Annotated in this window: 20 protein-coding genes and 1 pseudogene; 16 read left to right on the forward strand and 5 right to left on the reverse strand. The window is 66.2% G+C overall.

What is annotated here, in order from left to right:
- The first annotated feature begins 2 nt into the window (after nt 1–2).
- Nucleotides 3–1,292, forward strand: coding sequence for a D-amino acid dehydrogenase (locus tag KY495_RS02865; RefSeq protein ID WP_219882263.1), 1,290 nt, complete (start codon nt 3–5; stop codon nt 1,290–1,292).
- Nucleotides 1,293–1,414: 122 nt separating this feature from the next.
- Nucleotides 1,415–2,248, forward strand: a complete 834-nt coding sequence (locus KY495_RS02870) for an ABC transporter substrate-binding protein (RefSeq protein ID WP_219882264.1) — start codon at nt 1,415–1,417, stop codon at nt 2,246–2,248.
- On the opposite strand, the gene KY495_RS02875 is transcribed toward KY495_RS02870, so the two are convergent.
- Nucleotides 2,229–4,331 (reverse strand): gluconolaconase, encoded by a 2,103-nt coding sequence (locus KY495_RS02875; RefSeq protein ID WP_219882265.1) that lies wholly within the window; start codon nt 4,329–4,331, stop codon nt 2,229–2,231. The genes KY495_RS02870 and KY495_RS02875 overlap by 20 nt on opposite strands.
- Nucleotides 4,332–4,423: 92 nt before the next feature.
- On the opposite strand from KY495_RS02875, the gene KY495_RS02880 reads away from it, so the two are divergent.
- Entirely contained in the window at nt 4,424–4,828 is a 405-nt protein-coding gene (locus KY495_RS02880; RefSeq protein ID WP_219882266.1) for an SgcJ/EcaC family oxidoreductase, read from the forward strand.
- Between the two features lie 21 nt (nt 4,829–4,849).
- Here the strand turns inward: KY495_RS02880 and KY495_RS02885 are convergent, their stop codons facing one another.
- Nucleotides 4,850–5,566, reverse strand: coding sequence for a PAAR domain-containing protein (locus KY495_RS02885; RefSeq protein ID WP_219882267.1), 717 nt, complete (start codon nt 5,564–5,566; stop codon nt 4,850–4,852).
- A 451-nt stretch (nt 5,567–6,017) separates the two neighbouring features.
- Between KY495_RS02885 and KY495_RS02890 the strand changes: the two genes are divergently transcribed.
- From KY495_RS02890 to KY495_RS02930, 9 genes are all read left to right on the forward strand, one after another.
- Nucleotides 6,018–6,269: a hypothetical protein gene (locus KY495_RS02890; protein ID WP_219882268.1), complete on the forward strand. Its 252-nt coding sequence runs from the start codon at nt 6,018–6,020 to the stop codon at nt 6,267–6,269.
- Between the two features lie 82 nt (nt 6,270–6,351).
- Nucleotides 6,352–7,230, forward strand: coding sequence for an isoaspartyl peptidase/L-asparaginase (locus KY495_RS02895; protein WP_219882269.1), 879 nt, complete (start codon nt 6,352–6,354; stop codon nt 7,228–7,230).
- 189 nt (nt 7,231–7,419) lie between these two features.
- Nucleotides 7,420–8,895 (forward strand): iron-containing redox enzyme family protein, encoded by a 1,476-nt coding sequence (locus KY495_RS02900; RefSeq protein WP_229518478.1) that lies wholly within the window; start codon nt 7,420–7,422, stop codon nt 8,893–8,895.
- Nucleotides 8,896–8,898: 3 nt separating this feature from the next.
- Nucleotides 8,899–9,912 (forward strand): class I SAM-dependent methyltransferase, encoded by a 1,014-nt coding sequence (locus KY495_RS02905; RefSeq protein WP_219882270.1) that lies wholly within the window; start codon nt 8,899–8,901, stop codon nt 9,910–9,912.
- The gene (locus tag KY495_RS02910; RefSeq protein WP_219882271.1) at nt 9,909–10,763 is read left to right on the forward strand and encodes a cyanophycinase; all 855 of its coding nucleotides are present in this window, start codon (nt 9,909–9,911) and stop codon (nt 10,761–10,763) included. Before KY495_RS02905 ends, KY495_RS02910 begins: the two co-directional genes overlap by 4 nt.
- The gene (locus tag KY495_RS02915) at nt 10,760–12,586 is read left to right on the forward strand and encodes a Mur ligase family protein (protein WP_219882272.1); all 1,827 of its coding nucleotides are present in this window, start codon (nt 10,760–10,762) and stop codon (nt 12,584–12,586) included. Before KY495_RS02910 ends, KY495_RS02915 begins: the two co-directional genes overlap by 4 nt.
- A 66-nt stretch (nt 12,587–12,652) precedes the next feature.
- A complete protein-coding gene (locus KY495_RS02920; protein ID WP_219882273.1) occupies nt 12,653–13,330 on the forward strand; it encodes a type 1 glutamine amidotransferase domain-containing protein in 678 nt (225 codons plus the stop codon).
- Nucleotides 13,331–13,332: 2 nt separating this feature from the next.
- Complete coding sequence (locus KY495_RS02925; RefSeq protein ID WP_219882274.1) at nt 13,333–14,676, forward strand: MBL fold metallo-hydrolase; 1,344 nt, start codon at nt 13,333–13,335, stop codon at nt 14,674–14,676.
- A gap of 79 nt (nt 14,677–14,755) precedes the next feature.
- Nucleotides 14,756–17,125: a DNA polymerase II gene (locus tag KY495_RS02930; protein ID WP_229518479.1), complete on the forward strand. Its 2,370-nt coding sequence runs from the start codon at nt 14,756–14,758 to the stop codon at nt 17,123–17,125.
- Between the two features lie 14 nt (nt 17,126–17,139).
- On the opposite strand, the gene KY495_RS02935 is transcribed toward KY495_RS02930, so the two are convergent.
- On the reverse strand, nt 17,140–18,504 hold the full coding sequence (locus tag KY495_RS02935; RefSeq protein ID WP_219882276.1) for a hypothetical protein: 1,365 nt from the start codon (nt 18,502–18,504) through the stop codon (nt 17,140–17,142).
- Nucleotides 18,505–18,616: 112 nt separating this feature from the next.
- On the reverse strand, nt 18,617–20,377 hold the full coding sequence (locus KY495_RS02940) for a DUF885 domain-containing protein (RefSeq protein ID WP_219882277.1): 1,761 nt from the start codon (nt 20,375–20,377) through the stop codon (nt 18,617–18,619).
- 182 nt (nt 20,378–20,559) lie between these two features.
- On the opposite strand from KY495_RS02940, the gene KY495_RS02945 reads away from it, so the two are divergent.
- The 4 genes and pseudogenes from KY495_RS02945 (at nt 20,560) to ampC (ending at nt 23,944) form a co-directional block, all read left to right on the forward strand.
- Nucleotides 20,560–20,943, forward strand: a complete 384-nt coding sequence (locus KY495_RS02945; RefSeq protein ID WP_219882278.1) for a BlaI/MecI/CopY family transcriptional regulator — start codon at nt 20,560–20,562, stop codon at nt 20,941–20,943.
- Nucleotides 20,940–21,812: pseudogene (locus KY495_RS24340) on the forward strand (M56 family metallopeptidase); the annotation flags it as partial. The gene KY495_RS02945 and the pseudogene KY495_RS24340, both read left to right, overlap by 4 nt.
- 15 nt (nt 21,813–21,827) lie before the next feature.
- Nucleotides 21,828–22,697, forward strand: coding sequence for a class D beta-lactamase (gene blaOXA, locus KY495_RS24345; protein WP_374041004.1), 870 nt, complete (start codon nt 21,828–21,830; stop codon nt 22,695–22,697).
- An 86-nt stretch (nt 22,698–22,783) separates the two neighbouring features.
- The gene (gene ampC / locus KY495_RS02955; protein WP_219882280.1) at nt 22,784–23,944 is read left to right on the forward strand and encodes a class C beta-lactamase; all 1,161 of its coding nucleotides are present in this window, start codon (nt 22,784–22,786) and stop codon (nt 23,942–23,944) included.
- On the opposite strand, the gene KY495_RS24265 is transcribed toward ampC, so the two are convergent.
- Nucleotides 23,941–25,545 carry a methyl-accepting chemotaxis protein gene (locus KY495_RS24265; RefSeq protein ID WP_219882281.1) on the reverse strand — a complete coding sequence of 535 codons (1,605 nt, stop codon included), beginning with the start codon at nt 25,543–25,545 and terminating at the stop codon, nt 23,941–23,943. The genes ampC and KY495_RS24265 overlap by 4 nt on opposite strands.

The following is a 25,545-nucleotide window of genomic DNA, read 5'->3' on the forward strand; positions in this document are numbered from 1 at the left end:
GCATGCGTGTAGTGATTCTCGGTAGCGGCGTCATCGGCGTTACCAGCGCTTACTACCTGGCAAAAGCCGGCCATGAAGTGACGGTCATCGACCGCCAGCCGGCACCGGCGCTGGAGACCAGCTTTGCCAATGCGGGCCAGATTTCCCCTGGCTACGCTTCCCCGTGGGCCGCGCCCGGCATCCCGCTCAAGGCCATGAAATGGATGTTGCAGCGCCACTCGCCCCTGTCGATCACGCCGGACGGCACCGCCGCCCAGCTCAAGTGGATGTGGGCCATGCTGCGCAATTGCACGGCCGAACGCTACAGCGTGAACAAGGAACGCATGGTGCGCCTGGCCGAGTACAGCCGCGACTGCTTCAAGGAACTGCGCGACGAGGCCGGCATCAGCTATGAAAGCCGGCAGCGCGGCACCATGCAGTTGTTCCGTACGGAACAACAGTTTGCCAGCGCCGCCAAGGATATCAAGGTGCTCCAGGATTCCGGCGTTCCCTACGAACTGCTGACCCGCGACCAGCTGGGCAATGCCGAGCCGGCCCTGGCCTGGGTCAAGGACAAGCTGGTCGGTGCCCTGCGCTTGCCCAATGACGAGACCGGCGACTGCCAGCTGTTCACCACGCGCCTGGCCGCCATGGCAGAACAGCTTGGCGTGAAATTTCGCTACAACGTCGCCATCGACCGCCTGGCCGCCAGTGGCGGCAGCATAACGGGCGTGCATTGCGGCAGCGAACTGGTGCAGGGCGACGCGTATGTGGTGGCCCTGGGCGCGCATTCGACCACACTGCTCGGCTCGCTGGTCGACATCCCCGTCTATCCGATGAAAGGGTACTCGATCACCGTCCCCATCACGGATGCGTCCCGGGCGCCGGTCTCGACCATCCTGGACGAGAGCTACAAGATTGCCGTCACCCGCTTCGACGACCGCATCCGGGTCGGTGGCATGGCGGAAATTGCCGGCTTTGACCTGCGCCTGAACCCGCGCCGCCGTGCCACGCTGGAAATGGTGGTCAACGACCTGTTCCCCGGCGCCGGCGACACGGCCCAGGCCTCGTTCTGGACCGGCCTGCGTCCCATGACGCCGGACGGCACCCCCATCGTCGGCCGCACCCCGCTGAACAATCTGTTCCTCAATACCGGCCATGGCACGCTGGGCTGGACCATGTCCTGCGGCTCGGCCCAGATGCTGGCCGACCTGATGTCGGCCCGGCGCCCCGCCATTCCGTTCGACGACCTGTCGGTGAGCCGCTACGCCGGGCGCCGCCAGGGCGCCAGCCTGGACCTGGCCAACGCCTGATTTCCCAGCACCAGCGATCCCGGCGTGTCCGGGATTTTTTTCGCCCGCGCACGTGGTCCTTGCAATTCGCGCCCATTCGTGGAGAATCAGGCCAGCCTCTTACTGAACTGCGCAAGGAAGCCATGAAGCTTGTCCGTCACGCCCTTGCCTGCGCCATCCTTGCCAGTACCGCACTGGCCCCGGCCGCGGCCGGCTGCTCGCGTCCCATCAGTGTCCCGGTGGCAGCGAGCGGCCACAGCGTCACGATCAGCCGGAACGGCGTGGGCGGCCTGTTCCCGGAAATGCTGACGCTGGTGGGAGCCCGCGCCGGCTGCACCTTTGTCTGGTCAGTGGCGCCGCGTGTGCGCCAGGAAACCATGTTCGCCAGCGGCCAGGCCGACATCCTGGTGGCCGCCACCCAGGTCGAGCGTCGCGATCGGCACGGCATCTTCATTCCCATGTTTGAAACCCGGCCCGTCATGATCTCGGTCAATTCGACGCGCGCCCGCCTGCGCTCCATTGACGACCTGCTGGCGCGGCGCGACCTGCGCGTGGTCCTGGTACGCGGTTACGACTACGGCGATGCCTACCGCGCCATGCTGGCCACCCTGCAGGCGCAGGGCCGGGTCTACCTGCAGCCCGACCCGCAGACCGTGGCCCGCATGCTGGCCGGCTCGCTGGCCGACGTCACGATCATGCCGGCCAGTGTCTTCATTGCCGGCGCCAGCGATGATATACGTACCGCAGACCTGGTTCGCCGCCTGCGCGTGGAACCGCTGGTGGAGCTGCCGTGGATCAAAAGCGGCATCTACCTGTCGCGCACATCGCTGCGCGACGACGACCGCAGCGTGCTCGAACGCGAGCTCCGGGCATCGGTCAGGTCGGGCCTGTGGTGGCAGGCCATGCGGCGCTACTACCCGCGCGACACCCTCGCCCGCAGCACCCGGCCCATCGGCATCAGCCCTCCACCACGGTAATGGGCAGGTCGCGCCGCTGCACCGCCTCGTTGCCCGCATAGTCGGCCGCCAGGATGCGGATCACGTAGTCGCCCGGGGCCAGCTGCGCCGCGCTCCAGCTGCCGGCGCGCGCCGCGCCATCGCGCACCACGTTGGTCACCACGTACAAAAAGCGCGTACGCGCGCTGCCATACACGGTGATGCCGCTGTCCCTGGCATACGCCACCTGTACGCTCTCGCGGTCCGGCGGCAGCCGGTTGAATTCGATGTTCACCACCGGCTGCTCGTAGCCCGCCAGGGGCGTGCCATCTGCGCCCAGCAGCTGATACCCAACCCTGTACAGGCCAAGCTTGCGCCGCGCCGCGTTGCCGTCGGCCTGGTCATAGGCCTCCACCACAATCGACAGGGGTCCGGCACTGCGCGGCACCAGCAGGCGCTTGCCCGCCCGCGCCTTGAGCGTGGCGCCGCCCGCGTCGCGCAAGGTGACGGCATCGATGGTGGGAATCACGCTGTCGCGAAAGCCAGGCAGCGGCAGCATCTGGGCATTGGCCACCCTGCCCGCGGCGTGGTACACCAGGTGCACGTGGTACATGCTGTTGACGGTACCGAGCGAATCGCCCACCTCAAAGCGCGTGCCGCGCCGCACCCGCACCTGTTCCGGCTTGCCCTTGTCGTCCTTGACGATGGCAAACCGCGCCGGATCGAGCGCCGCATTGCTGGCAGTGCGCCCCACGCGCAGGTGGTAGTAGGTGAAATTATCGAAGCCAATCCCCTCGCCCACCGAATTGACGCCGCCCACGGGCAGCGGGCTGCTGACCTTTTCGCGCGACACCGACAGCACCGGCACGCCCATGGCGCCCTGGACGTCGAGGCCATTGTGGAAGTGATGCAGGGCCTCGCCGTCATAGCTGCCGCGCGCCTCGCCCACCACGCCCACCACTTCGTGCGCCCGGTCTTGCGGCGCCAGCGGCCACGGAAAGGGCGCGGCCGGTACCACCGGTGCCGGCCCCGCAATGCCCCCGGCGGCAGGACCGGGCCGCCCTGGCGCCACCTTGCGCACCAGGCGCGCACCGGCATCGGCCACAATCAGCGCACCGCGCCTGTCGAGCGCAATGCCCGCCGGCCGTGCCAGCCGCGCCGACCTGGCGTCGCCAACGTCGATGTCGATGCCGATCCCGGTCAGGCCGCCCAGCTGCCCTGCCGGCGAAATCTGCAGGATGCGTCCGCGCGCCATGTCGCCCACATACAGGTAGCCGTCGGCCGTCAGCGCCAGCGCAAGGGGCCGGCGCAGCAGGGGATCGTCCACATCGGGCACGCTGTGTGCCACCGTGGCCACCTGGCCGTCGCGTCCGATGCGGCGAATGGCGCCGTTCCTGATATCGGCCACATACAGCACGCCGTCGGCACTGCTGGCAATGGCCACCGGCGTATCGAACATGGCGGCAGCGGCCGGGCCATCGAGCTGGCCCGGCGTTCCGCTGCCGGCCACCGTGCTGACCATGCCATCGGTACCGATGCGGCGGATACGGTCGTTATAGGTGTCGGCCACATAGATATTGCCGGCCTTGTCCAGGGCCACGCCGATCGGCCCATTGAACTGTGCCTGCCCACCCGGCCCGTCGGCAAAGCCGGCGCTGCCCGTGCCTGCCAGGGTGGTCACCACGCCGGCGGGCGTGACCATGCGGATGGCATGATTGCCGGTATCGGCCACAATCAGGTTGCCGCGCGCGTCAAAGGCGATGCCCGATGGGGTATGGAAGCGCGCCGCCGCCCCGGTACCATCGGCAAAGCCCTCGATGCCGCCGGCCACGTCGGCCACCGCGGCGTCCGGCCCGATGCGACGAATCCGGTTCTGGTCCCCGGCGTCGGCCACATACACCACGCCGGCGGCGTCGAGCGCCACGCCGTAGGGGTCATCGAAGCCGCCTGCCAGATCGGTGATCCCGGCCTGCCAGCCCATGACAGTGGGCGGCGCCCTGTCCGCCAGGCGGGTCACTTTGGCCACCAGTGATGTTTGCGGGCGCGCGCCCAGGTACCAGACGGCGGCGCCTGCGACGGCCAGCGCCAGCACCACGGCGGCGACTTTTTTGTGCTGCAGCTTCACACGGCACCCCTGCTTGACTTGAGAGATGGGAGCTTACCGCATCGCCTGCTACACTACCAGCCAGCAGCTGTTCAACCCAATCGAAAGCAGCAATGCACACACACCCAATCAATGCCATGATCGCCGCGGCCAACGACGCGATCAACCGCGAAGACTTCGATGCGGCCATGGACTTTTATACCGACGACGCCACGCTGGTGGTGGTGCCGGGAAGGGCCGCCAACGGCAAGACCGAAATCCGCAAGGCCCTGGCGGCGCTGGCCGAGCACTTCCAGCACACGCTGTATGTCACCCAGGGCGACACGATCGTGATCGAAGCGGGCGACACGGCGCTGGTCATTGCCCAGACCAATGTGCGCGCCAACATGAAAAGCGCCTCGCCCAGCCTGGAAACGCGCAATGCCAATTATGTGTTCCGGCGTGGCGCAGACGACAAGTGGCGCTGCATGGTGGATAACTCCTACGGCGCGGCCCTGCTGGCACTGCCGCCGGTGTGAGAGGCTGCCGCGCCTGCCGCCTCAGGGACCGGTCTCCGGCAGAAAGGTCACCAGTTCGTCGCCCCGCTCGACCGATACGGGCTCGGTGCCCAGACAGCCGCGCACGCGGACCTGGCGCGGCGCCGCATTGGCCACCGGCACGGTGCGTATCCGCATGCGATGATGCAGCACGGTGCCCGAGGGTGAAATGAGGGAGGCCGAGGCAAGCGGCCCCTGCACATAGATTTCCACGTATTCCGGCTGGGCCGTCGCTGACAGCACATGGGTCAGGCCCAGGCTGTCGCCGGTGCCGAATTCTATCTTGCCACTGCCCCGTACCAGCGCATACTGGCGGCCGCCCACCGGCATGCCGCTATCCTCGTCAATAAGCTGGAATTGCCCGGCGTACACCTGCCCGGCAGTGCCGCGCTCGGGATGAGGGGGCAAGGGATTGGACAGTGCCCTGCCACTGTCCTTGATTACCTGGCTGCGCAGGACCTGGCTGGTGAGCAGGCGTGGTGGGGAATCGCAGCGGCAAATACACAAATCATTTTCCAGCGCTACATTGCGCCCGTTCCAGGTTTCCGGGATCCGGGGCCCGACACAGCCGATTTTCCCGGTGGTATTACATACGGGACAAGCGACCAGGTCGCCCTCGAGCGCGATGGCCGCCCCTTCGATATGGCTGGCGCTGCTGGCGGAAATCACGCGCCCGCCTGCACTGGTGGGTGCGCCCAGCGTGACAAAGTAGCGCCTCATGGTTCCCGGCCCGGAACGGGAGGTGGCCGCAGCAGCGGCAACAATGGATCAGCAAACATACAGTCTCCCCAATTGACTCAGCAAAAGGCCGAGATGCTAGGTTACGTGCTGCACTCTTTGAGTATTTGATATCGCTCAACTGTAGTCCAATACAAACTTGCGGCACCCGGATACGCCGGCGCGCCGCCCGTGGCACCAATTGTCCAACAGATCACTGGAAGAGAGCACGTCAGGCGAAACAGAATCAATCTGAGTCGCGGTAAATACAAATATTCTCTTTTCATGCACACTGCATGGCGCAAGCGCCGCAATCAGTGCTATCGTGGGCAATCAATTAAGCCATCAACAGTTACAAGGCGAATGCGCCCAACCCCCGCGCCGCTGTCCTCTGCCATTTATATGTTTGCCTGAACTTTTGCGTACAGCTAACAAACTCAAGAGAGATTGACGCGTGCATCAGCAAGACCGAAACGACACCAAAACCAGGCTCATCGTCGAGCAAGGCATTGCCTGCGACACCAGCCACGGCTCGGTGGCCGCATGGCGCTTCATGAGTTCGCAGGGCTTGCCCGAGCCCCTGATCCTGCGCGTGCTGTCCGAGCCATCACGCCGCCGTGCTACCGATAGTCACGCTGCCGCGTCCGGCACCAGCGCGTCGGACGGTGGTGCTCCCGCTCCGGGCCCGCCCGGGGCGCCGCCATAAATACTGCATAGCGTTAAGCACCACACGCATGCTGGCCGCGCCGCGGCGGATAATCATCTACTTGCTCATGACGAAGCCCCTGATGATTAATCTACATGAAACAGCCGCCATCATCGTCCACGGTGGCGTTGGCGGATTTGAACGCGACAGCGATGGCTGCGCCAGTGCAGCCGGCTGCGCCCGCGCGGAACTGGACCGTGGCAATGATGCACTGGCGGCAGCGATAGCCGCCGTAGTCGCCATGGAAGACGATGGCCGCTTCAATGCCGGCAGCGGCGCCATCCTGGGCCTGGATGGCGAAACCATCGAAATGGACGCGGCCGTCATGGACAGCCAGGGCCGTCTGGGGGCGGTGGCCTGTCTCCGCCGCGTCAAGAACCCGGTCCTGGTCGCGCGCGACGTGGCCGCCAGCCCCCACCGCATGCTGTGTGGCGAGGGCGCGCTGCGCTTTGCCCGGGTGGGCGGCCATGCCGACTATTACCAGCCGTCCGACAAGGCCGGCATTGTCCACCGCGCCCTGATCAGCGCCCTGGCCCCCGACGCCGGCCCGTTCGGCATGCTGTGGAATTACCAGCTGCCGCCGCCGGAACCGGTGCGCTACGCCTGCGACACGGTGGGCGCGGTCGTGCGCGACAGCAATGGCCATTTTGGCGTCGCCGCCTCTACCGGTGGCAGCGCGCCGGCCCTGTCCGGCCGGGTGGGCGATACGCCGCTGGTAGGCAGTGGATTTTATGCCGGCAAGGCTGGCGCCGTCACCGTCACCGGACAGGGAGAACAGATCATTCCGCACCTGCTCGCCCACACGGTCTACCAATGGCTGGCAGAAGGCGGGGCCATGGAAAATGCCCTGCAGCGCGGCCTCGGCCTGTTTGCCTCCGACCTGGATATCGGCATCATCGCCATTACGGCCGGCATGGCCGGCAGCGCCAGCCGGCGCGGCATGCCGGTCACCTTGCTCTGACGCCTTTGCTCTGAAGCAATAGCTGGCGCACGGCCCGGACTCGGCCCTGTTAAATATTAAACTCGCCTGCCAGCCCGCCGACACACGGTCGTTCGTAATCGTTGTCTTACACGAACACAGCTCCGCTGCCGATAGGTCAAGAATGTTGACACGGGCATAATAAGTTTTTCGATGTGAAATGACGATCCCATGCTTACTTCATGCCCTTACCAGCAGGACGGCAGCGCTACCCTGAATGCGCCCAGCCCGGTCCTGGCCAGCGGCAGCCCGTCGCGCACCCTGTACGAGCAGCTTGCCCACGGCATGGCCGAAGACTGCGAGCGGGACATTGACGCCTATCTCGAACGTCAGATTGGCGCCAGCCTGGCCCTGCCCTGCGACCTGCCGGAAAACCCCGCCGAGCTGGCCGGGTGGGCCGCACCGCGCAGCGCCGCCATTGGCAAGCTGTATCGCGACTATCTCGCCGAACGCAAGGCCGGCGCCCCGCGCCGCTATTTCTCCAACCGTGCGCACGCCCTGTACTTCCTGCGCTGCGTGGCGCCCACCAAGCTGGTCGATGGCGCCTGGCTGTTCAGCTGCCTGCGTCGCTGGCATGAAAACGAATTTCGCCCCCTGATCAAGACCTACGTCGAAGAGCTGGGCGACGGCCTGCCGGCCAAGAACCACGTCACGCTGTACCAGCGCCTGCTCGACACCCATGCCTGCAATGACTGGCATGATCTGGACGACGCCCACTTTGAACAGGGCGCCATCCAGCTGGCCCTGGCCTACGGGGGTGAGCGCTTCCTGCCCGAGATGGTGGGCTACAACCTGGGCTACGAACAGCTGCCCCTGCACCTGCTGATCACCTCGTACGAACTCAATGAGCTGGGCATCGACCCCTATTATTTTCAGCTGCACGTCACGGTGGACAATGCCGCCACCGGCCACGCGCATGACGCGGTGGACGCGCTGCAGCGGCTGATGGCGCGCGCGCGCGACCCCAGGGATTTCTACCGCCGTGTCAAGAATGGCTACCGCCTCAATGAGCTGGGCGCCAGCACCAATTCCGTCATCAACGACTTTGACCTTGAAACCGAGTTGGTGCGCATCATGGCCAGCAAGGCGGCAGTGGGCCAGGACATGCATGGCGACTATTGCCGCGTGGCCGGCAAGACCATCAATGCCTGGCTGGCCGACCAGTCGCAGATTCCGGAATTGCTGCGCGCCTTTGAGCGCACCGGCTGGATCAAGCGCGGGGCCCCGGCCGAGGAAAGCCGCTTCTGGCGCCTGATCCAGGGCGAACGTGCTGAAATGTTCGGCGTCTTTTCACCCTACGAGCAGCAGATCCTGTCGGACTGGATCAATACGCCGCAAGACGCTTCCGCCGCTGCCGTCACGACAAGAATTCCCTCGTTCCGCGCCCGCCAGCGTGCCCTGGAACCGGTGGCCGCCCCGCGCCCGGCGCCGCATGCACTGCGCACCCTGATCCGCTATCCCTACCAGGGCCTGGCCGGTGAGCACGCGGCCGAGGACGACCAGCTGCGCGCGCTGGAACAGGCCGTCGCCCTTGCCCCCACCAAGGCCGATGCCATGAACCTGCTGATTGAACAGATGTCCCCGGCGCGCCACCACAGCGCAGCAGGCCTGATGGCCACCCGCATGTTCGTGCGCCTGCTGGGTTGAGCCATGAGCGCAGCCGTCATCTCCATCGAAGAACACCGCATCGAGCAGGTGCTGCCCCAGGGCGCCGCCAGCGACGAGTGCAAGGCGGCGCTGGTCAAACTGGGCGTCGCGCTCAAGCAGCATGCCTATGAATTCACCACCGTCACGCCGCTGACGCACAAGCGTGTCAATGAGCGCGCCAGCGCCGCGCTGGCGCACGACCTGCCCGCCATCTTTGGCTGGAACCGTCCATTCCGGTATGCCGTCCCCGGCCCCTACATCCTGGACCTGATGCGCGCCGCCGGCGTGGTCGATGGCGATGCCGGCGAAGGCATGCAGCGCGCCACGGTGCGCGCTTCCACCCTGGGCGGCCAGCTGTACTTCCACTCAAGCTGGCCCACCACTGCCAGCGATTCCGTGTTTTTTGGCCCCGATACCTACCGCTTCGTGCGCGAACTGCGGCGCGCCCTGCCCGCGCTGGCGTCGTCCGTCAGGCGCGCCGTCGATATCGGCTGCGGCGCCGGTCCGGCAGCCATCGCCATCGCCCTGGCCTGTCCCGAGGCGACCGTGTTCGCCGCCGACATCAATCCCGCCGCCCTGGTGCTGGCCGAAGTCAATGCGCGCATCGCCGGCGCCGGCAACGTCGTCACCGTCAACAGCAATATGCTCAACAACGTCGACGGCCAGTTTGACCTGATTGTGGCCAACCCGCCCTACCTGGTCGACAGTGAGCAGCGCACCTACCGCCATGGCGGTGGCGACCTGGGCGCCGCGTTTTCGCTGGCCGTGGTCAGCGCCGCCATCGAGCGGCTCGCGCCCGGCGGCACGCTGCTGCTCTACACGGGCGTGGCCATGATTTCCAGCGCCGACCCGTTCCGGGTCAAGTTCGAGCCGCGCCTGCGCGAGGCAGGTTTCGAATGGACCTACGAGGAAATCGATCCCGACATCTTTGGCGAGGAACTCGATACCGACGCCTACGCCGGCGCCGACCGCATTGCCGCGGTCTGGCTGCGCGCCACCGCCCCGGGGGCAGCATGAGCGACGGCGCCGCTGGCAAACCCGGAAGCCTCCTGATCATCGGGGGCAGCGAAGACCGCGAGGATGCCCGTCATATCCTGGAGCGCTTCGTCACCCTGTGCGGAGGACCGGCCGGCCGCATCGCCGTCCTCACCGCCGCCAGCAAGATCGGTGAACTGGTGTGGCAGGACTACCAGAGGGCATTTGCACAACTCGGCGCGCATCACTGCGTGCCGATTCACATTGAAAGCCGCGCCGCCGCCAACCATCCTGCCATGGTGGCGGCCATCGACAGCGCCGACGGCATCTTCATGACCGGCGGCGACCAGAAGCGGCTGCTGTCGCTGGTGGGCGGCACCGCCGTGGCGCAGGCCCTGCATGCGGCCCTGGCCCGCGGCGCCTGCGTGGCCGGCACCAGCGCCGGCGCGTCGGCCATGTCGGACGCCATGCTCACCTACGGGCGCGCACGCCTCAAGCCGGTCAAGGGCACGGTCGGCATGGGCAAGGGCCTGGGCTTCCTGCACGGGGTGATCATTGACCAGCATTTTTCGCAGCGCCGCCGCCTGTCCCGCCTGCTGACCGTGGTGGCCCAGAACAGGAGCCTGATCGGCATAGGCATCGATGAAGATACGGCGCTGCTGATCGGCGCCGGCGAAGGCATCGAGATCATCGGCGCCGGCACCGTTACCGTGGTTGACGGGCGCTCCATGGTCACCGACATCGACAGCATCGACCCGCGCGCAGTACCGGAAATGCTCGACGTGCGCCTGCACATTTTGCCGGCAGGTAGGAGCCACCGCATTGCAGGCGGCGCACAACCCGGCGCGCTGAGCGACTTCCTTCACCTCGCTACCCGGATTGTCCAGCCATGAAAATCATCGAACAGCGCATCCTGCGCGGCCCCAATCTCTGGTCCAGGAAGCGCTGCCTGCAGACCGTGGTCGACATGGGCGAGCTGTCCGGCACGCTCAGCTGCGACCTGCCCGGCTTTGGCCACGATCTGCTCTCCACCTTTCCCGGCCTGCACCAGTTCGCAGCGCCCCTGGCCAACGGCAGTTTCGTGGCCGAGACGGTTGCCCAGGTCACGCTCGAACTGCAGCGCATGGCGGGCGCCGCGCCCGACCACCGCTTTGCCGCCATCATGCAGGGCAAGCAGCAGCAAGTCAAAATCATCGTCGCCTACCAGCTCGAAACGCTGGCGCAAAAGGCCTTTGCCATGGCGCTGGACGTGGTGGCCCGGCTGGCCCGGGGCGAGAACGTGGCGATCGAGGACGATCTGGCCGAGCTGACCGCACTGGCCCAGGGCTGCGCCGTGGACCCGCAAACGGCCGTGGTGGTCAACGCCGCCCTGGCGCGCGGCATTCCGGCCATCCGGACCGGGGGCGACAGCGGCCAGTTCCAGCTTGGCTGGGGTAGCCGCCAGCAGCGTCTTGATGGCAGCGGCGGCGTGATCTGCCTAGACGCCCTGTTCGGCGCCGGCGACGGCCGCATTCCCGTCATCGCCGTCACCGGCACCAACGGCAAGACCACCACGTCGCTGATGATCGCGCACTGCGCGCGCCTGGCGGGGCTGGGCACGGGCGTTACCACCACCGAAGGCATTTACATCAACGGCCAGCGCGTGATGGCCGGCGACTGCGCCGGTTTTCACTCGGCCCGCCTGCTGCTGTCTTCGCCGGAAGTCGACCTGGCGGTCCTGGAAACGGCCCGCGGCGGCATCCTGAAGCGCGGCCTGGCGTTTGACCGGTGCGCGGTGGCGGTGGTGCTGAACGTGTCAGCCGACCATCTGGGGCTGGACGGGGTGGAGACCGTGGACGACCTGGCACGGGTCAAGGCGGTGGTGGCCAGGAGCGCATCGGAAGCGGTGGTGCTCAATGCGGACGATCCATTTTGCATGGCCATGGAACCGGCGCTGGACGCGAGCGTTCAGCGCATCTATTTTTCCATGTGCGCCGACAGCGCCATCTTGCTGCGCCACCTGGACGGGGGCGGCCGCGCAGCCTGGTACCAGGACAGCACGCTGATGCTGGGCGATGGCGCGCGCCGCATCGAGCTGCTCAAGGCCAGCGCCATGCCGGCCGCCCTGCATGGCCACGCGCGCTTTAACGTAGCCAACGGCCTGGCGGCAGCGGCAGCCCTGTTGGCGGCGTCCTTCACGCCGGCGCAGACCGCTGCCGGCCTGGCCAGCTTTGTGTCGGACCAGGATAACAATCCGCTGCGCGCCAACCTGCACTACCGGCGCGGCATTGCGGTAATGGTGGACTATGCCCATAACCCTGCGGCCTACGCTGCCCTTGGCCAGTTGCGTTCCCTCGCGCGCGGGCGCTGCGTGGGCGTGGTCACCAGCCCGGGCGACCGGCGCGACGCCGACCTGCGCGCCATCGGCCGCGCCTGCGCCGGCGCATTCGACGAACTGTTTGCATACGAAGCCGATCCGCGCGGCCGGGAACCCGGCGCCACTGCGCAGTGCATCCTGGACGGCGCCCGCGACGGCGGCATGCACGGCGCCACAATGCACCCGATCACCAATGTGAGCGACGCCTTTGGCGCGGCCATGGCCAGCTGCGAAGCCGGCGACATGATCATCTTCGCGTGCGCCTCGATCGACACGGCCTTGCGCGAACTGGCCCGCTTCGACGATCAGCACGCCCTGCCCCGGCCCGCGCGCACCTACGTTCCCAGCCTGGCGCGCTAGGCGTGGCGCCAACGCGGCTGCCCCGAAAGTGCTAACCTGTCGGTTCACCTACCGCAAAGGAGCGCCATGAATATTCTGATCGTACTGACATCGCACGACCAGCTCGGCAGCACCGGCAAGAAGACCGGCTTCTGGCTCGAGGAATTCGCCGCGCCGTACTACGTGTTCCGCGACGCCGGCGCCAACGTCACCCTGGCCTCGCCCGCCGGCGGCCAGCCGCCGCTTGACCCCAAGAGTGACGCCGACGACGCCCAGACCGCGGCCACGCGCCGCTTCAAGGACGATCCCCAGGCCCAGGCCGCGCTGGCGAGCACCGAACGCCTCGACAAGATGGCGCTCGCCAGGTTCGACGCCGTGTTCTACCCGGGTGGCCACGGCCCGCTGTGGGACCTGGCAGAAGACCCGGCTTCCATCGGCCTGATCGAAGCGGCCCACGCCTCGGGCAAGCCGCTCGCCCTCGTGTGCCATGCACCGGGCGTGCTGCGCCATGCCAAGGGAGCGGGCGGCAAATTCCTGGTCAGCGGCAAAAAGGTCACAGGCTTTACCAACACCGAAGAACAAGCCGTGGGCCTGACCGACGTGGTGCCGTTCCTGGTCGAGGATATGCTCAAGAATAACGGCGGCCTGTATTCCAAGGGCCCGGACTGGGCATCCTACGTGCTCACCGACGGCAACCTGATCACGGGCCAGAACCCGGCATCGTCCGAAGAAGCCGCCAAGGCGGTACTGCACTTGCTGGCATAAGCATGGCGATCACGATCTCGCGCATCCTGCATGCAGGCTACGTGTTTACATGCGGCGAGACCGTGATCGCGTTCGACCCGATTGTCGAAAATCCCTTCAGCCGCAACTGCCATGCCTTCCCCGACGTGGCATTCGACCACGCGCAGATTGCCCGGCTGCGCCTGGCGGCGGTATTCATCTCGCATTACCACGACGACCACTGCTCGCTCGACAGCCTGGTGCACCTTGACCGCGCCACGCCCATCTACATGTACTGCCTGTTCGAGGAAATGTTCGACATGATCCGCGCGCTCGGCTTCACGCAGGTGCAGCAGGTGCGCACCAATGAGCCGATCCGCGTGGGCGCATTTGACGTCATTGCGCGCCAGGCGCTAGACGCCGACGTCGACTCCATGTTCCAGATCCAGGCCGAAGGCCTCAATATCCTCAACGTGGTCGACGCCTGGATCGACAGCGACTGCCTGGCGCGCTACGCCGACAGCGTGCGCTGGGACATGGTGCTGTGGCCATTCCAGACCATGCGCGAACTGGCGGTCCTGTCGCCCGGCCGCGCGCAGCCGGTGCCTGAGGCGCTGCCGGAAGAATGGTTCGAGCAGCTCGCCATGCTGGCCCCGCGCTATCTGGTGCCAAGTTCCTGCCAGTTCGTGCAGGAGCCATGGTCCTGGTACCGGCATGCCTACTTCCCGGTCAGCTACCGCCGCTTCGCGCGCGAGATGGCGGCAGCGCTGCCCGGCACGCAGGTGGTGCGGCTCAATCCCTCGGTGTCCGTCACGCTCGACCAGGACGGCGTGCGCCCCGCGCCGCCGCTGCCATGGGTGCAGCCGGTGGGTGAGCAGGATGTGGACTACCATTATGACCCGCTCCTTCCGGTGCCTTCCACCGCCAGCATCGCCCGTCGATTCGGGAAGCTGACCGACGACGAACAGGCACTGGTCGATGCATATTGCAGCGCGGGGCTGCTGGAAAAGTACCGCGCCATGCAACTGGACGAGGAAAGCTACTTTGCCCGGCCCCGCGTGTGGCAGCTGTCCGTATTCGACCACGAAGGCACCGCCAGACCATACTGGTACCGGGTCCATGGCGACATGATCACGTCCATCGCGCCCGGCAGCGCGGCGCCCGCGTGGACCACCGAGGTTCCCGCCGCCAAACTGCACGGGGCGCTGGCGCTGGGCGAATCGCTCACCACCATGTACATGCGCATCAACGGCGGCACGTTTGACGACGCCATCGAGGCCGACCTGCAGCACGCCGACCTGCTCGACGACCCACTGGTGCGCACCCTCTTCAACGACATCTTCGGCGCCTACCAGGCAGCCCAGCTGCGGCGCCTGCAAGGGGCGTAGGTGCTCACACTGCGGCGCGGCACCGTCGGCTACAATGGCATTTTCGACACAGCGCCATCAGCACGGCAGGGGCGGCACGTTGGCACCACTACAGCAAGGCTTTCTCCTCACACGCCACTGGCGCGACACGCCCGCGGGCACCGAAGTGGACCTGTGGCTGGCCACGGACGATGGGCCGCGCCACCTGCGCCTGCCGCTGCAGCAGTCGGTGGCATTCATCCCCGCTGAACACCAGGCCCAGGCCGAACAGCTCCTGCACGGTGAACGGGGTGTGGAATGCAAGCCGCTGGGCCTGCGCGACTTCCGGCAGCGCCCCGTCGTCGGCCTGTACTGCCGGCAGTACCGCCAGCTCCTGAAGATCGAGAAGCGCCTGCGCGAATACGGCATCGACGTATTCGAAGCGGACGTGCGCCCGCCCGAGCGCTACCTGATGGAGCGCTTCATCACCGCCCCCGTCTGGTTTGGCGGCACGCCTGCGCCTGACGGCAGCGGCATCCTGCTCGACGCCCACATCAAGCCCTGCCCCGGCTACCGGCCGCGCCTGACCATGGCGTCGCTCGACATTGAAACGACAGCCCATGGCGAACTGTATTCCATCGCGCTTGAGGGCTGCGGCCAGCGCGTGGTCTACATGCTCGGGCCACCGAACGGCAACGCTGCCACGGTCGACTTTGACCTGCAGTACTGCGACAGCCATCCGCAGCTGCTGCACCGGCTTAACGACTGGATGGCGCGGCACGACCCCGACTGCATCATCGGCTGGAACGTGATCCAGTTCGACCTGCGCGTGCTGCAAAAGCACGCCCAGCGCCACGACATTGCCCTGCTGCTGGGACGCGGCGGCAGTGCCATGGAGTGGCGCGAGCACGGCAGCAGGCAGCATTTTTTCGCCGCTGCCGCCGGCCGCCTGATCATCGACGGGATCGAGGCGCTGCGCTCGGCCACCTGGAGCTTTCCGTCATTTAGCCTGGAGAACGTGTCGCGGACCCTGCTGGGCGAAGGCAAGGCCATCGACAATCCGTATGACCGCATGGCCGAAATCGACCGCCGCTTCGCCGAAGACAAGCCGGCACTGGCGCGCTACAACCTCAAGGATTGCGAACTGGTCACCCGCATTTTCGCAAAGACCGAACTGCTCACCTTCCTGCTCGAGCGTGCCAGCGTGACCGGCCTTGCGGCCGACCGCAGCGGCGGCTCGGTGGCCGCGTTCGAGCATCTGTACATGCCCATGATGCACCGCCAGGGCTACGTGGCGCCGAATCTGGGCGATGTGCAGGGCGGCAACAGTCCCGGCGGATTTGTCATGGATTCGCAATCCGGCCTGTACGACTCGGTGCTGGTACTCGACTACAAGAGCCTGTACCCCTCCATCATCCGTACCTTCCTGATCGATCCGGTCGGCCTGATCGAAGGCACGCATGCGGCAAGCGAGACGGACACCGTGCCCGGCTTCATCGGGGCGCGCTTCTCGCGCCACAGGCACTGCCTGCCCGCCATCGTCACCCGGATCTGGCATGGGCGCGATGCCGCCAAGCGCGAGAACAACAAGCCGCTCTCGCAGGCGCTCAAGATCATCATGAATGCGTTTTACGGCGTGCTCGGTTCCAGCGGCTGCCGCTTTTTTGATCCGCGCCTGGCCACGTCCATCACCCTGCGCGGGCACGAAATCATGCACCACACGCGCCGGCTGATCGAGGCCCAGGGCTACCAGGTCATCTATGGCGATACCGATTCCACGTTTGTGTGGCTGCGGCATGCCCATTCGGATGAACAGGCCGCGGCGATTGGCCGCGCGCTGGTGGGGCACGTCAACGCCTGGTTCGACCAGTACGTGCAAGAGCAATTCAAGCTGAGCAATGCGCTGGAGCTGCAGTACGAAACCCACTACCGGCGCTTCCTGATGCCCACCATCCGCAACTCCGAAGAAGGCAGCAAGAAGCGCTACGCGGGGCTGGTGACGCGGCCCGATGGCAGCGACGACATGGTGTACAAGGGCCTGGAAACGGTACGCAGCGACTGGACGCCGCTGGCCAAGCAATTCCAGCAGGCGCTGTACCTGCGCATCTTCAAGGCCGAGCCCTATCAGGACTATGTGCGCGATTACGTCAAGCGCACCATCGCCGGCGAGTTTGACGACCTGCTGGTGTACCGCAAGCGCCTGCGCCGCTCCCTGGACGACTACGAACGCAATGTCCCGCCACAGGTGCGCGCGGCGCGCATTGCCGACGACTTCAACCGCGCCCACGGCCGTCCGCTGCAGTATCAAAATGGGGGCTGGATTCAGTACGTGATGACGGTGGCCGGTCCCGAACCGCTGGAAAACCGGCGCGCACCGATCGATTACGAGCATTACCTGAGCCGCCAGCTGCAGCCGGTCGCAGACGCGATCTTGCCGTTCGTGCGCGACGACTTCACCCGCCTCACCAGCGGCCAGCAATCGCTGTTCTAGCGCTAGCGCTGGTACTAGTAATAAACCACGTACTCGTTGTACGGCGGCGGGCTGATGCCGGCAAAACGCACGGCCTGCATCTGCTCGTCCCAGACAAACGGCTTGCCGGTGTAGGGATTGCGCAGTGCCGACGCCGCCACCTTGCCGGCCATCGCCGCCGGCTCCGGATCGTCACTGCGCAGCTGCGCCGTGAGCAGGGCTGCGCGCCGCAGCGCTTCCAGGTCGGCCACGCGGCTGGCAAAGAATACGACTTCATGCATGCGCGGCCCCGGCAGCGAGCGCCCCGCCAGGTTGTACAGCCAGCTGTCGACGACATCGTCGCCGTCCGTGCGCGCGCCCGCCAGAGCGCTTGCCGCCTGCGGCAGGCGTGCGTAGTCGGCGCCGAAGGCGTCGGCCGTGGCCACCAGCGCATCGGCATGCGGGTTGAGGGTATGCTGCACCTGGAACAGGCGGTCGTTGAGCTTTTCCAGCGGCGCCCACAAGCCGGCACGGTGCTTGTTCTTGACCACCATCACACTGCGCCGCAGCGTCTGGAACTCGCTTGCCGCATTGCGCAGAATCGCGCGTTCGGGCGCACTGAGCGCAGTGCGCCACGCCGGCGGGATGGCCTGCAGGCGCTGTTCGGGCGGCATGCTGCGCATCACCAGGCTCGACCACGTGAAATGGCGGTTGATGGCCACCGTCGCCGCCCGTTTGGCCGTGAAATTGTCGGACGAGGCCAGCACCATGCGCCAGAACGCCAGGTCGCGCTGCAGCAGGTCGGCCACGGCCTGCGCCTCGCCCTTGCCGGCCGTGATCCAGGCATGGACAAAGAACAGGCGCTGCATATCGAGCGCGGCGTTGTAGGGCGCCAGCGGCAGTTCCGGATCAAATGGCCGCGCTTCGCTCCAGGCGCCATGGTCGAGCAGCGCGAGATAGCGATCCAGTATCCACTGTTCAGAATTGACCCATGCCACGGCCTGCACCGGGTCCGCGTCCAGCGCTTCGGCGCAGTTGCCGTCGATCTGGCGGCAGGAGGCATACAGTGCCAGGAATGCCGGGGCCCGCTCCGGCGTAGCGCCGTCGAGCCCGTCCGGGAACACGCGCGCCGCGCCGTTGGCCTGGGCCTGCTGCTGCAGCCAGGTAAAGCGGGCCCTGCCGATAACGCGCGGGTCCTGGCCCTGGGGCGCGTCGATGCCCAGCAGATAGATGAAAGCGTTATCGGCCGGCGCCACCGTGGGCAGGCTCTGGCTGACCTGCTCCAGGCGCCGCGCCCCGGCCGAGGGCGCGCGGTCGTGCCAGTTGACAGCCAAGAACACGAGAGCAATCGCCAGCAGGGTCGCCAGCGCCGCGGCGAGAAACCAGGAAAGGATGTGTGGTACGGAGAGGGGCTTGGTCATGATCGTGATCGGTTCGGTTGTCAGGCGGCACGCCCTGCGCCTTGATCATACCGAACCTTGCACGCTGGCGGAAAGTATCGGCACCGCGCACGCAGCGCGATGCCGTCCCTGCCTATTTTTGCGAAGGCACGAATTCTTCCATCACGGCCTTGCGCAGGAGCGGCGGTGGCACCAGGCCCTGGGCCAGCACAAAGTCGTTAAAGGCAAGCCGGTTGAATTTGTCGCGCAGTGCCACCTGGGCCAGCTGGCGCGTTTCCATCAGGCGCTGATAGCCATAAAAATACGAGGTTGCCTGGCCCGGCGCACGGAAGGTGTAGCGCTGCACTTCCTGGGTTGCCATGCCTTCCGACAGGCCCACATCTTCCATCAGGACCGCCTTGGCCGCCTCGGGCGTCAGTTCGCCCTGGTTGACCATGGGGTCAAGGAAGGCGCGGGCCGCGCGCAGGGCCCGGTGCTGCAGGGCAAACAGCTGGCCGTCGAGCGGCTGGTAAGGCTGCATTTCCGCTTCCGCGTACAGGGCCCAGCCTTCCACGTTGACACTGTTAAAGGCAAACACGGCGCGCGCGGTCGAGACGCCCGTTTCTATCATCTTGGCGAACTGCAGTTCGTGCCCGGGACGCGCTTCGTGCGCCGTCAGCGTCCAGGCGCCGGCCTGGTGCGTGAAGTCGTCAAAGGTGAGCGTCTTGCCGGTGGCGTCCGGCGGCATGGCCGAGGTCAGCACGAACTCGCCGTACTCGCCCGTATTGCCCACCAGGCGCGGCGGATTCATGTGCGGCGCCGGCTGCTGCGCGTTTTCAGCGGGCGACGCCAGGCGGATCACGGCCTTGCGCGTGGGCAGCGTGACCACATGGTTCTTGCGTACCGCGTCTTCCAGCTGCGCGAGGCGCTCGGCATACAGCGGCATGACCTTGTCGGCGTCGAGCTGCTGCTTTTTCAGTTCGGCCATCACGGCGCGGTAGTCGGCATTGGGCAGCTTGCGTTCACGCGCCAGCAGGCCGGCCGTGATGTTCATCTGGTTGCGGATTTCGGCAAACGAGGTCAAGGCCTTGGACTTGAGTTCTTCGGGGCTGATATCGACGCCATACTCACGCAGGTTATTGGCATACACTTCCGGCGGCAGGCGATGATCGGTACGGGCGCGCGGCAGCACTTCCTTGCGGATCAGCTCATTGTAGGCGGCCAGCTGGGTCTCCAGCCTGGCAAACAGCGGTTCCCAGCCTGAGAGTTCACTCTTGGCCAGCAAGTCGCGCATGCCCTTGATGGTGACCGGGGCGCGCGCCAGCGACTGCTCCACCTGGCCCTTGAACGGTCCCAGCAGGTTCTTGTTCGCTTTCAGGCGCTCCTGCAGGCGCTCGTAGGCCAGCTCGGTAATGGGACGGTAGCCCTTGGCCGTGCCCGTGTATTTTTCCAGGCGGGCCAGCAAGGCGCGCTGGCGGTCCTTGGGAATGCGCGGGTCGAGCAGCTGGCGCGTGACGCCAAACATCATCCCGGTCAGGTCGATAAAGGGCATGAAATACTTGCGGTTCAGGGCGGCGGTATCGATGCTTTCCCTGGCCGAGGCAATCAGGATTTCCAGGTCCTGGCGTACCTTGGCGTCCTTTTCGCTTGCCAGCCGCTTTTCCAGCTCCGCGATCACGGCGCGCGTATCGCGCGTCATGGCGTCGTGCTGGTCACGCGACAGGTCGCTGATCTTGTCATCGTAGCCGTCAATACCAAGGCCGCTGGCCTGCTCGGGCGAATACTTGGCAGTGACGTTGAGCAGCAGTTTGGCATTGTCGTTACTGCGAGCGACCCAGGCCGGCTCGGCCGCCGACAGCGGGACCGACAGCAGGGCCAGCAGCAGTCCGCTGAACATGACGCGATAGTTTTTCATGCAGTTCCTTTAATGGCGTTGATGAAGCGATCACCAAGTATAGGGGCAATGGGCTTTCCGTTTCCACTGCCGATTGATGCATACACTCTCCACGAGCGCGCATTTGGCGGCGCCGAAAAAACTGTCATTGACGTGATGCGACACTTGTCGCACAATGGTGACATTCGTAGCAAGGCGGATCCATGACCATTCCCTCGATCACAGAACTGACCATCCTCAAGTCCTTATGGAAGCAGCACCCTCTTTCGGCGCGGGAAATCCATGCCCAGGTGGAGGCCGAGCTGGACTGGTCCTACTCGTCCACCCGCAAGACGCTTGAGCGCATGCTCGACAAGGGCTATGTGCGCCAGCAGCTCGTCCATGGCGTGCAGGTCTACGGCGCCGCGCTGGACAAAGTGGAAACCCTGGCCGCATTCGCCCACGACTTTGGCAAGCGGGTGATGGAAATGGATTTGCCGCTGCCGGTCAACATGTTCACTGGCAGTAAGCTCGTCGACGGCGCAGAACTGGCCCAGCTCGAGCAGCTGCTCAACGATTGGCCGGACGGCCGTGAAGGCGGCAAATGAGCCCGCTCGACCATTTCCTCATCCGGCTGCTGTTGGCCAGTGCAGGATGCCTGGCTGCCGGCCTTGGCGTGGCACTGCTGATGCTGCTGGTGCGGCGCCTGCCGCGCTTTGGACTGCAGCGCTCCACATGGCTGCTGGGGCAATTGACCATTGCCGCGGCCTTCCTGGTCATGCTGCTGCCGCACAGCGAGCGCCTGCGCCTGGTGCCACCGATCGAAATCGACGCGCCCGCCGCTGCCGGTGGCCAGTCTCCGCTTGCCGCGTCCAGCCCGGGGCCTGCCTCAACTGGCAAGGCGGCGGCCGCAGTCGCGGCGCAGCATCCCTGGCAGCTGCATGCCGCGCGCGCGTGGTTGGCCATTTACTTGCTGGGCCTTGCCTGGATGGTGCGCCGCCTGTTCCTGGCCCGGCAGATGCTGCATCGCCTGGCCCGTACCGGTTCTCCGGCCGGGTTGCCAGGCACGCTGGCGCCGGGGCTTGACGTGATTGAAGTGGACGCCCCCATTTCTCCCATGCTGTTCGGCCTGTTCCGTCCGTGCCTGCTGCTGCCGCGCCACCTGCACCAGTTCGATCCTGCCCAGCAAGCCATGATCGTGGAACACGAACTCACGCATCTGCGGCGGCGCGACCTGCACTGGATGAGCGCCGGGCTCGTGCTGGAAACACTGTTCTGGTTCAACCCCGTCATGCGCCTGCTGCGCTGCCGGCTGTCCTGGGCACAGGAGCTTGGCTGTGACCGCGACGTGCTGGCCGGCCGCGCGCCCGCACATCGGAAAACCTACGCCGCCGCCCTGCTCCTCCAGCTGCGGCTGCAGCACCGTCCCCTCCATGCAGCGCTGGCATTCGGCGGCGTCGATGCCAGCACGCTGGGCGCCAGGATTTCGCTCATGCGTGAGCCGGTCGCGGCAACTGACAGCCGCCGCACGCGCCTGGCTGCCGCCGGCGCGCTGGGACTGGTCCTTGCGGGCAGTCTTGCATTGCAGCCGGCGCTGTCACTGCCTGGTGCCGCCGCGCCGCAAGCGCTCAGCTGCACCGCTATCAGCGATGCGGCCAGCGGCGCCTGGCTGATGCACGCCGGACAATGCGATCAGCGCGTCACGCCCGCCTCCACCTTCAATATCCCGATCAGCCTGATGGGCTACGACAGTGGAGTGCTGGTCGACGCCCATGCGCCCGTCCTGCCCTTTGCGCCCGGCTACCCGGACTGGATTGCCTCCTGGCGCCAGCCGACCGCGCCCACAGGGTGGCTGAGCAACTCCGTGCTGTGGTACGCGCAACAGATCACGACCCGCCTCGGTGAGGCGCGCTTCGGGGACTACGTGAGCCGGTTTGGCTACGGCAATCAGGATGTCTCGGGCGACCCGGGCAAACGCAACGGCCTCACCATGTCCTGGGTCGGTTCCAGCCTTGCCATTTCTGCCGATGAACAGGTTCGCTTCCTGCGCGCCGTCGTCAATCGCCAGCTCCCGCTGTCACCGGCCGCGTACGACATGACGTCGCGCATCATGCCATCCCAGCGGCTTGCCAACGGCTGGACCGTGTATGGCAAGACCGGCACGGCTCCCTACGTGGGTCCCGATGGCAAGGACGACCCGGCGCTGCAGTACGGCTGGTACGTGGGATGGGCCAGCCAAGGTGCGCGCACCGTGGTCTTTGCACGCCTGGTGCTCACCAGGCGCCACGGTGACGACCATGCCGGACCCCGTCTGAAAAAAGCCTTCCTGGCTGAGTTGCCGCGCCACCTCGACGCCCTGTAGCCATTTACCGGTCCATGCCACGCCCCTGCCCCGGCAGGGGCGCCGCACCCGTTCGCCCGTCCTACTGACATCCAAAAGGAGTTCCCATGCTTTCCCGATCATTCCTCTCCCGTAGTGCCGCTGCTGCCGCCTGCCTGCTGTCCATCAACGCCCTTGCGGCCGAAGACAGTGCGAAGATCCGCACCATGGTCGACGCCATTGTGCAGCCGTTGATGGCGCAACAGGATATTCCCGGCATGGCCGTGGGAATTGCCGTTGGCGGCCAATCCTACGTCTTCAACTATGGCGTGGCCTCGAAGGAGCCGCTGGTACCGGTGCGCGACGCAACCATGTTCGAACTCGGTTCCATCAGCAAGCCCATTGCCGCCATCCTGGGATCGCATGCGCAGGCGAGCGGCAAGCTGTCGCTTGACGACCATCCCGGCCAATACATGGCGCAGCTCAAGGGAACTGCCATCGACAAGGCCAGCCTGCTGCACCTGGCCACCTACACGGCAGGCGGCTTGCCGCAGCAATTTCCCGATGACGTAGACGAGGCGCGGCTGCTCGCGTACTTCCAGAAGTGGAAGCCGGATGCCGAGCCTGGCGTGCAGCGCCGCTATTCCAATCCCAGCCTCGGCCTGTTCGGCCATCTCGTTGCCCTGGCAATGGGGGGCGACTATGCCGAGCTGACGGCAAAGCACGTGTTCACACCACTGGGATTTACCGGCACCTATTTTGCGGTGCCCGCTGCCGCCATGCCCAATTATGCCTGGGGCTACGACAGCAGGAACCGGCCCGTGCGCATGCATGCCGACGTGCTGGCAGGCCCCATCTACGGCGTGGTCGCTACCGCCTCGGACATGCTGCGCCTGGTGCAGGCCAACATCGATCCCGGAGCGCTGCCGGCGGCCACACGCCGCGCCATCGAAGGCACCCATGTCGGCTACTTCAAGGTGGGCCCCATGGTGCAGGGCCTGGGGTGGGAACAGTACCCCTATCCCTTGCCGCTGGCGACGCTGGTGGCCGGCAACTCCCCGGCCATGAACGCGCAGGCCAATCCGGCCCAGCACATCACGCCGCCGCGGCCGCCCCGCCCATCGGTCCTGTTCAGCAAAACGGGGGGCACCCGCGGCTTCAACAGCTACGTCGGGTTCGTGCCCGAGAAAAAGATCGGCGTCGTCCTGCTGGCCAACAAATCGTATGAAATGAAGGCGCGCATCACGGCTGCCCACGCGCTCCTGGAACAGCTCTCGAAAGCGCCCTAAGCGCGCAAGGCCAGGGGCAGGCCAGGAGGCGAATCCGGCTGCCCCCGGCTGGCGGCGTCAAGCTGGAACACACTGACCACGGTCGCGAGGGTGGCCGCCTGGTCCTGCATCGATCCTGCGGCCGCTGCTGCTTGTTCCACCAGCGCTGCGTTTTGCTGGGTAATGCCATCGATCTCGCCAATGGCCTGGTTGACCTGTTCGATGCCGCGCTCCTGCTCGGCACTGGCCACGCTGATTTCCTGCATGATCGCACTGACGCGCTGCACGCTGGCCATGATGTCGTCCATGGTCGCCCCTGCATCGCGCACCAGCACGCTGCCCTGCTCCACCGCCTCGGCCGAGGCCCCGACCAGCGCCTTGATTTCGCGCGCCGCGCTGTTGGAGCGCTGGGCCAGTGCCCGCACTTCAGAGGCAACCACGGCAAAGCCACGGCCCTGCTCGCCCGCACGGGCCGCTTCCACCGCGGCATTCAAGGCAAGGATATTGGTCTGGAACGCGATGCTTTCGATAACGCCGATGATGTCGCCGATACGGGCCGACGCCTGGTCAATCGCGCCCATGGTGGCCACCACCTGCGACACCACGGCGCCGCCCTTGGTCGCCACGGTCGAGGCTGAACCGGCAAGCTGCGTTGCCTGGCGCGCATTTTCTGTATTCTGGCGCACCGTGGCGGTCAGTTCTTCCATGGTCGAGGCGGTTTCTTCCAGCGAGCCGGCCTGCATTTCCGTGCGCGACGACAAGTCCATATTGCCTGACGCGATCTGGCCCGAGGCGGTGGCAATGGCGTCGGTACCCACCCGGACCTGGGACACAATCTGGTGCAGGCTGGTGCGCATATTGGACAGGGCCAGCAGCAGGCGCCCGGTTTCCGTGCCGGGATCGGCCTGATCATGGCCGGCATCGGCGCTCAGGTCGCCCCGGGCGATGCGGGCGGCAGAGGCGATGGCAGCGTCGAGCGGGCGCACAATGGCGCGGGTATTGACCATGGCCAGCGCCAGCGCCACCAGCATGGACAGCAGCGAGACGCCGATAATCTGCAGGCGGGCGCGCCCGGCCGTGCTGTCGGCCGCCACACCTGCCGCCGCCGAATTGCGCTCGATATGTTCGCTCAGCTCGCCCATGCTGTCTTCGAGCTTGCGAAAGCTGACCAGAAATGCCGGGTAGGCGGCCTGGGCGGCATCCTTGTCCACGGCGGCGCCCTTGATCATGGTGGCGGCACTGGCCAGATAGGCTTCGGCGTCCGGCAGCACGCGCGCCATATCCTGCTTGAGCACGGCGTCGTCGGTGTTGTCGTCCATGCTGGCCAGGCGCGCGCGCAGGAGCGCCGCATGCTCGGCGAAATCCTTGGCCGCTTCCTGCGCCTGCGCCTGGTCGCCATTGGTGGCGCCCAGCAGCGCGCCCAGCACGTCGCCGCGGATGGCATCGTGCATCATGTCCGCCTGCAGCTGGTCCTTGATGGCAGAACCGTTGCTGGCAATATCGTCCATTGCCCCGTTCAAGGCCCGGACTGCGTGGAAACCGATGAACCCGCAAATGGCCACGAACAAGAGCGTGGCGATATTGGACAGGAGCAGGCGCTTGCGAATGGAGGTCTGGTTCAT

The sequence above is a fragment of the Massilia sp. PAMC28688 genome (genome assembly GCF_019443445.1).
In the GTDB taxonomy this organism is placed as follows: domain Bacteria; phylum Pseudomonadota; class Gammaproteobacteria; order Burkholderiales; family Burkholderiaceae_D; genus Telluria_A.

Excerpts from the sequence above, each read along its gene's own strand:
- KY495_RS02865 (WP_219882263.1), top strand. The coding sequence starts at position 3 with ATGCGTGTAGTGATTCTCGGTAGCGGCGTCATCGGCGTTACCAGCGCT.
- KY495_RS02870 (WP_219882264.1), top strand. The coding sequence starts at position 1,415 with ATGAAGCTTGTCCGTCACGCCCTTGCCTGCGCCATCCTTGCCAGTACC.
- KY495_RS02880 (WP_219882266.1), top strand. The coding sequence starts at position 4,424 with ATGCACACACACCCAATCAATGCCATGATCGCCGCGGCCAACGACGCG.
- KY495_RS02885 (WP_219882267.1), bottom strand. The coding sequence starts at position 5,566 with ATGAGGCGCTACTTTGTCACGCTGGGCGCACCCACCAGTGCAGGCGGG.
- KY495_RS02895 (WP_219882269.1), top strand. The coding sequence starts at position 6,352 with ATGATTAATCTACATGAAACAGCCGCCATCATCGTCCACGGTGGCGTT.
- KY495_RS02900 (WP_229518478.1), top strand. The coding sequence starts at position 7,420 with ATGCTTACTTCATGCCCTTACCAGCAGGACGGCAGCGCTACCCTGAAT.
- KY495_RS02905 (WP_219882270.1), top strand. The coding sequence starts at position 8,899 with ATGAGCGCAGCCGTCATCTCCATCGAAGAACACCGCATCGAGCAGGTG.
- KY495_RS02910 (WP_219882271.1), top strand. The coding sequence starts at position 9,909 with ATGAGCGACGGCGCCGCTGGCAAACCCGGAAGCCTCCTGATCATCGGG.
- KY495_RS02915 (WP_219882272.1), top strand. The coding sequence starts at position 10,760 with ATGAAAATCATCGAACAGCGCATCCTGCGCGGCCCCAATCTCTGGTCC.
- KY495_RS02920 (WP_219882273.1), top strand. The coding sequence starts at position 12,653 with ATGAATATTCTGATCGTACTGACATCGCACGACCAGCTCGGCAGCACC.
- KY495_RS02925 (WP_219882274.1), top strand. The coding sequence starts at position 13,333 with ATGGCGATCACGATCTCGCGCATCCTGCATGCAGGCTACGTGTTTACA.
- KY495_RS02935 (WP_219882276.1), bottom strand. The coding sequence starts at position 18,504 with ATGACCAAGCCCCTCTCCGTACCACACATCCTTTCCTGGTTTCTCGCC.
- KY495_RS02940 (WP_219882277.1), bottom strand. The coding sequence starts at position 20,377 with ATGAAAAACTATCGCGTCATGTTCAGCGGACTGCTGCTGGCCCTGCTG.
- KY495_RS02945 (WP_219882278.1), top strand. The coding sequence starts at position 20,560 with ATGACCATTCCCTCGATCACAGAACTGACCATCCTCAAGTCCTTATGG.
- blaOXA (WP_374041004.1), top strand. The coding sequence starts at position 21,828 with ATGCGTGAGCCGGTCGCGGCAACTGACAGCCGCCGCACGCGCCTGGCT.
- ampC (WP_219882280.1), top strand. The coding sequence starts at position 22,784 with ATGCTTTCCCGATCATTCCTCTCCCGTAGTGCCGCTGCTGCCGCCTGC.
- KY495_RS24265 (WP_219882281.1), bottom strand. The coding sequence starts at position 25,545 with ATGAACCAGACCTCCATTCGCAAGCGCCTGCTCCTGTCCAATATCGCC.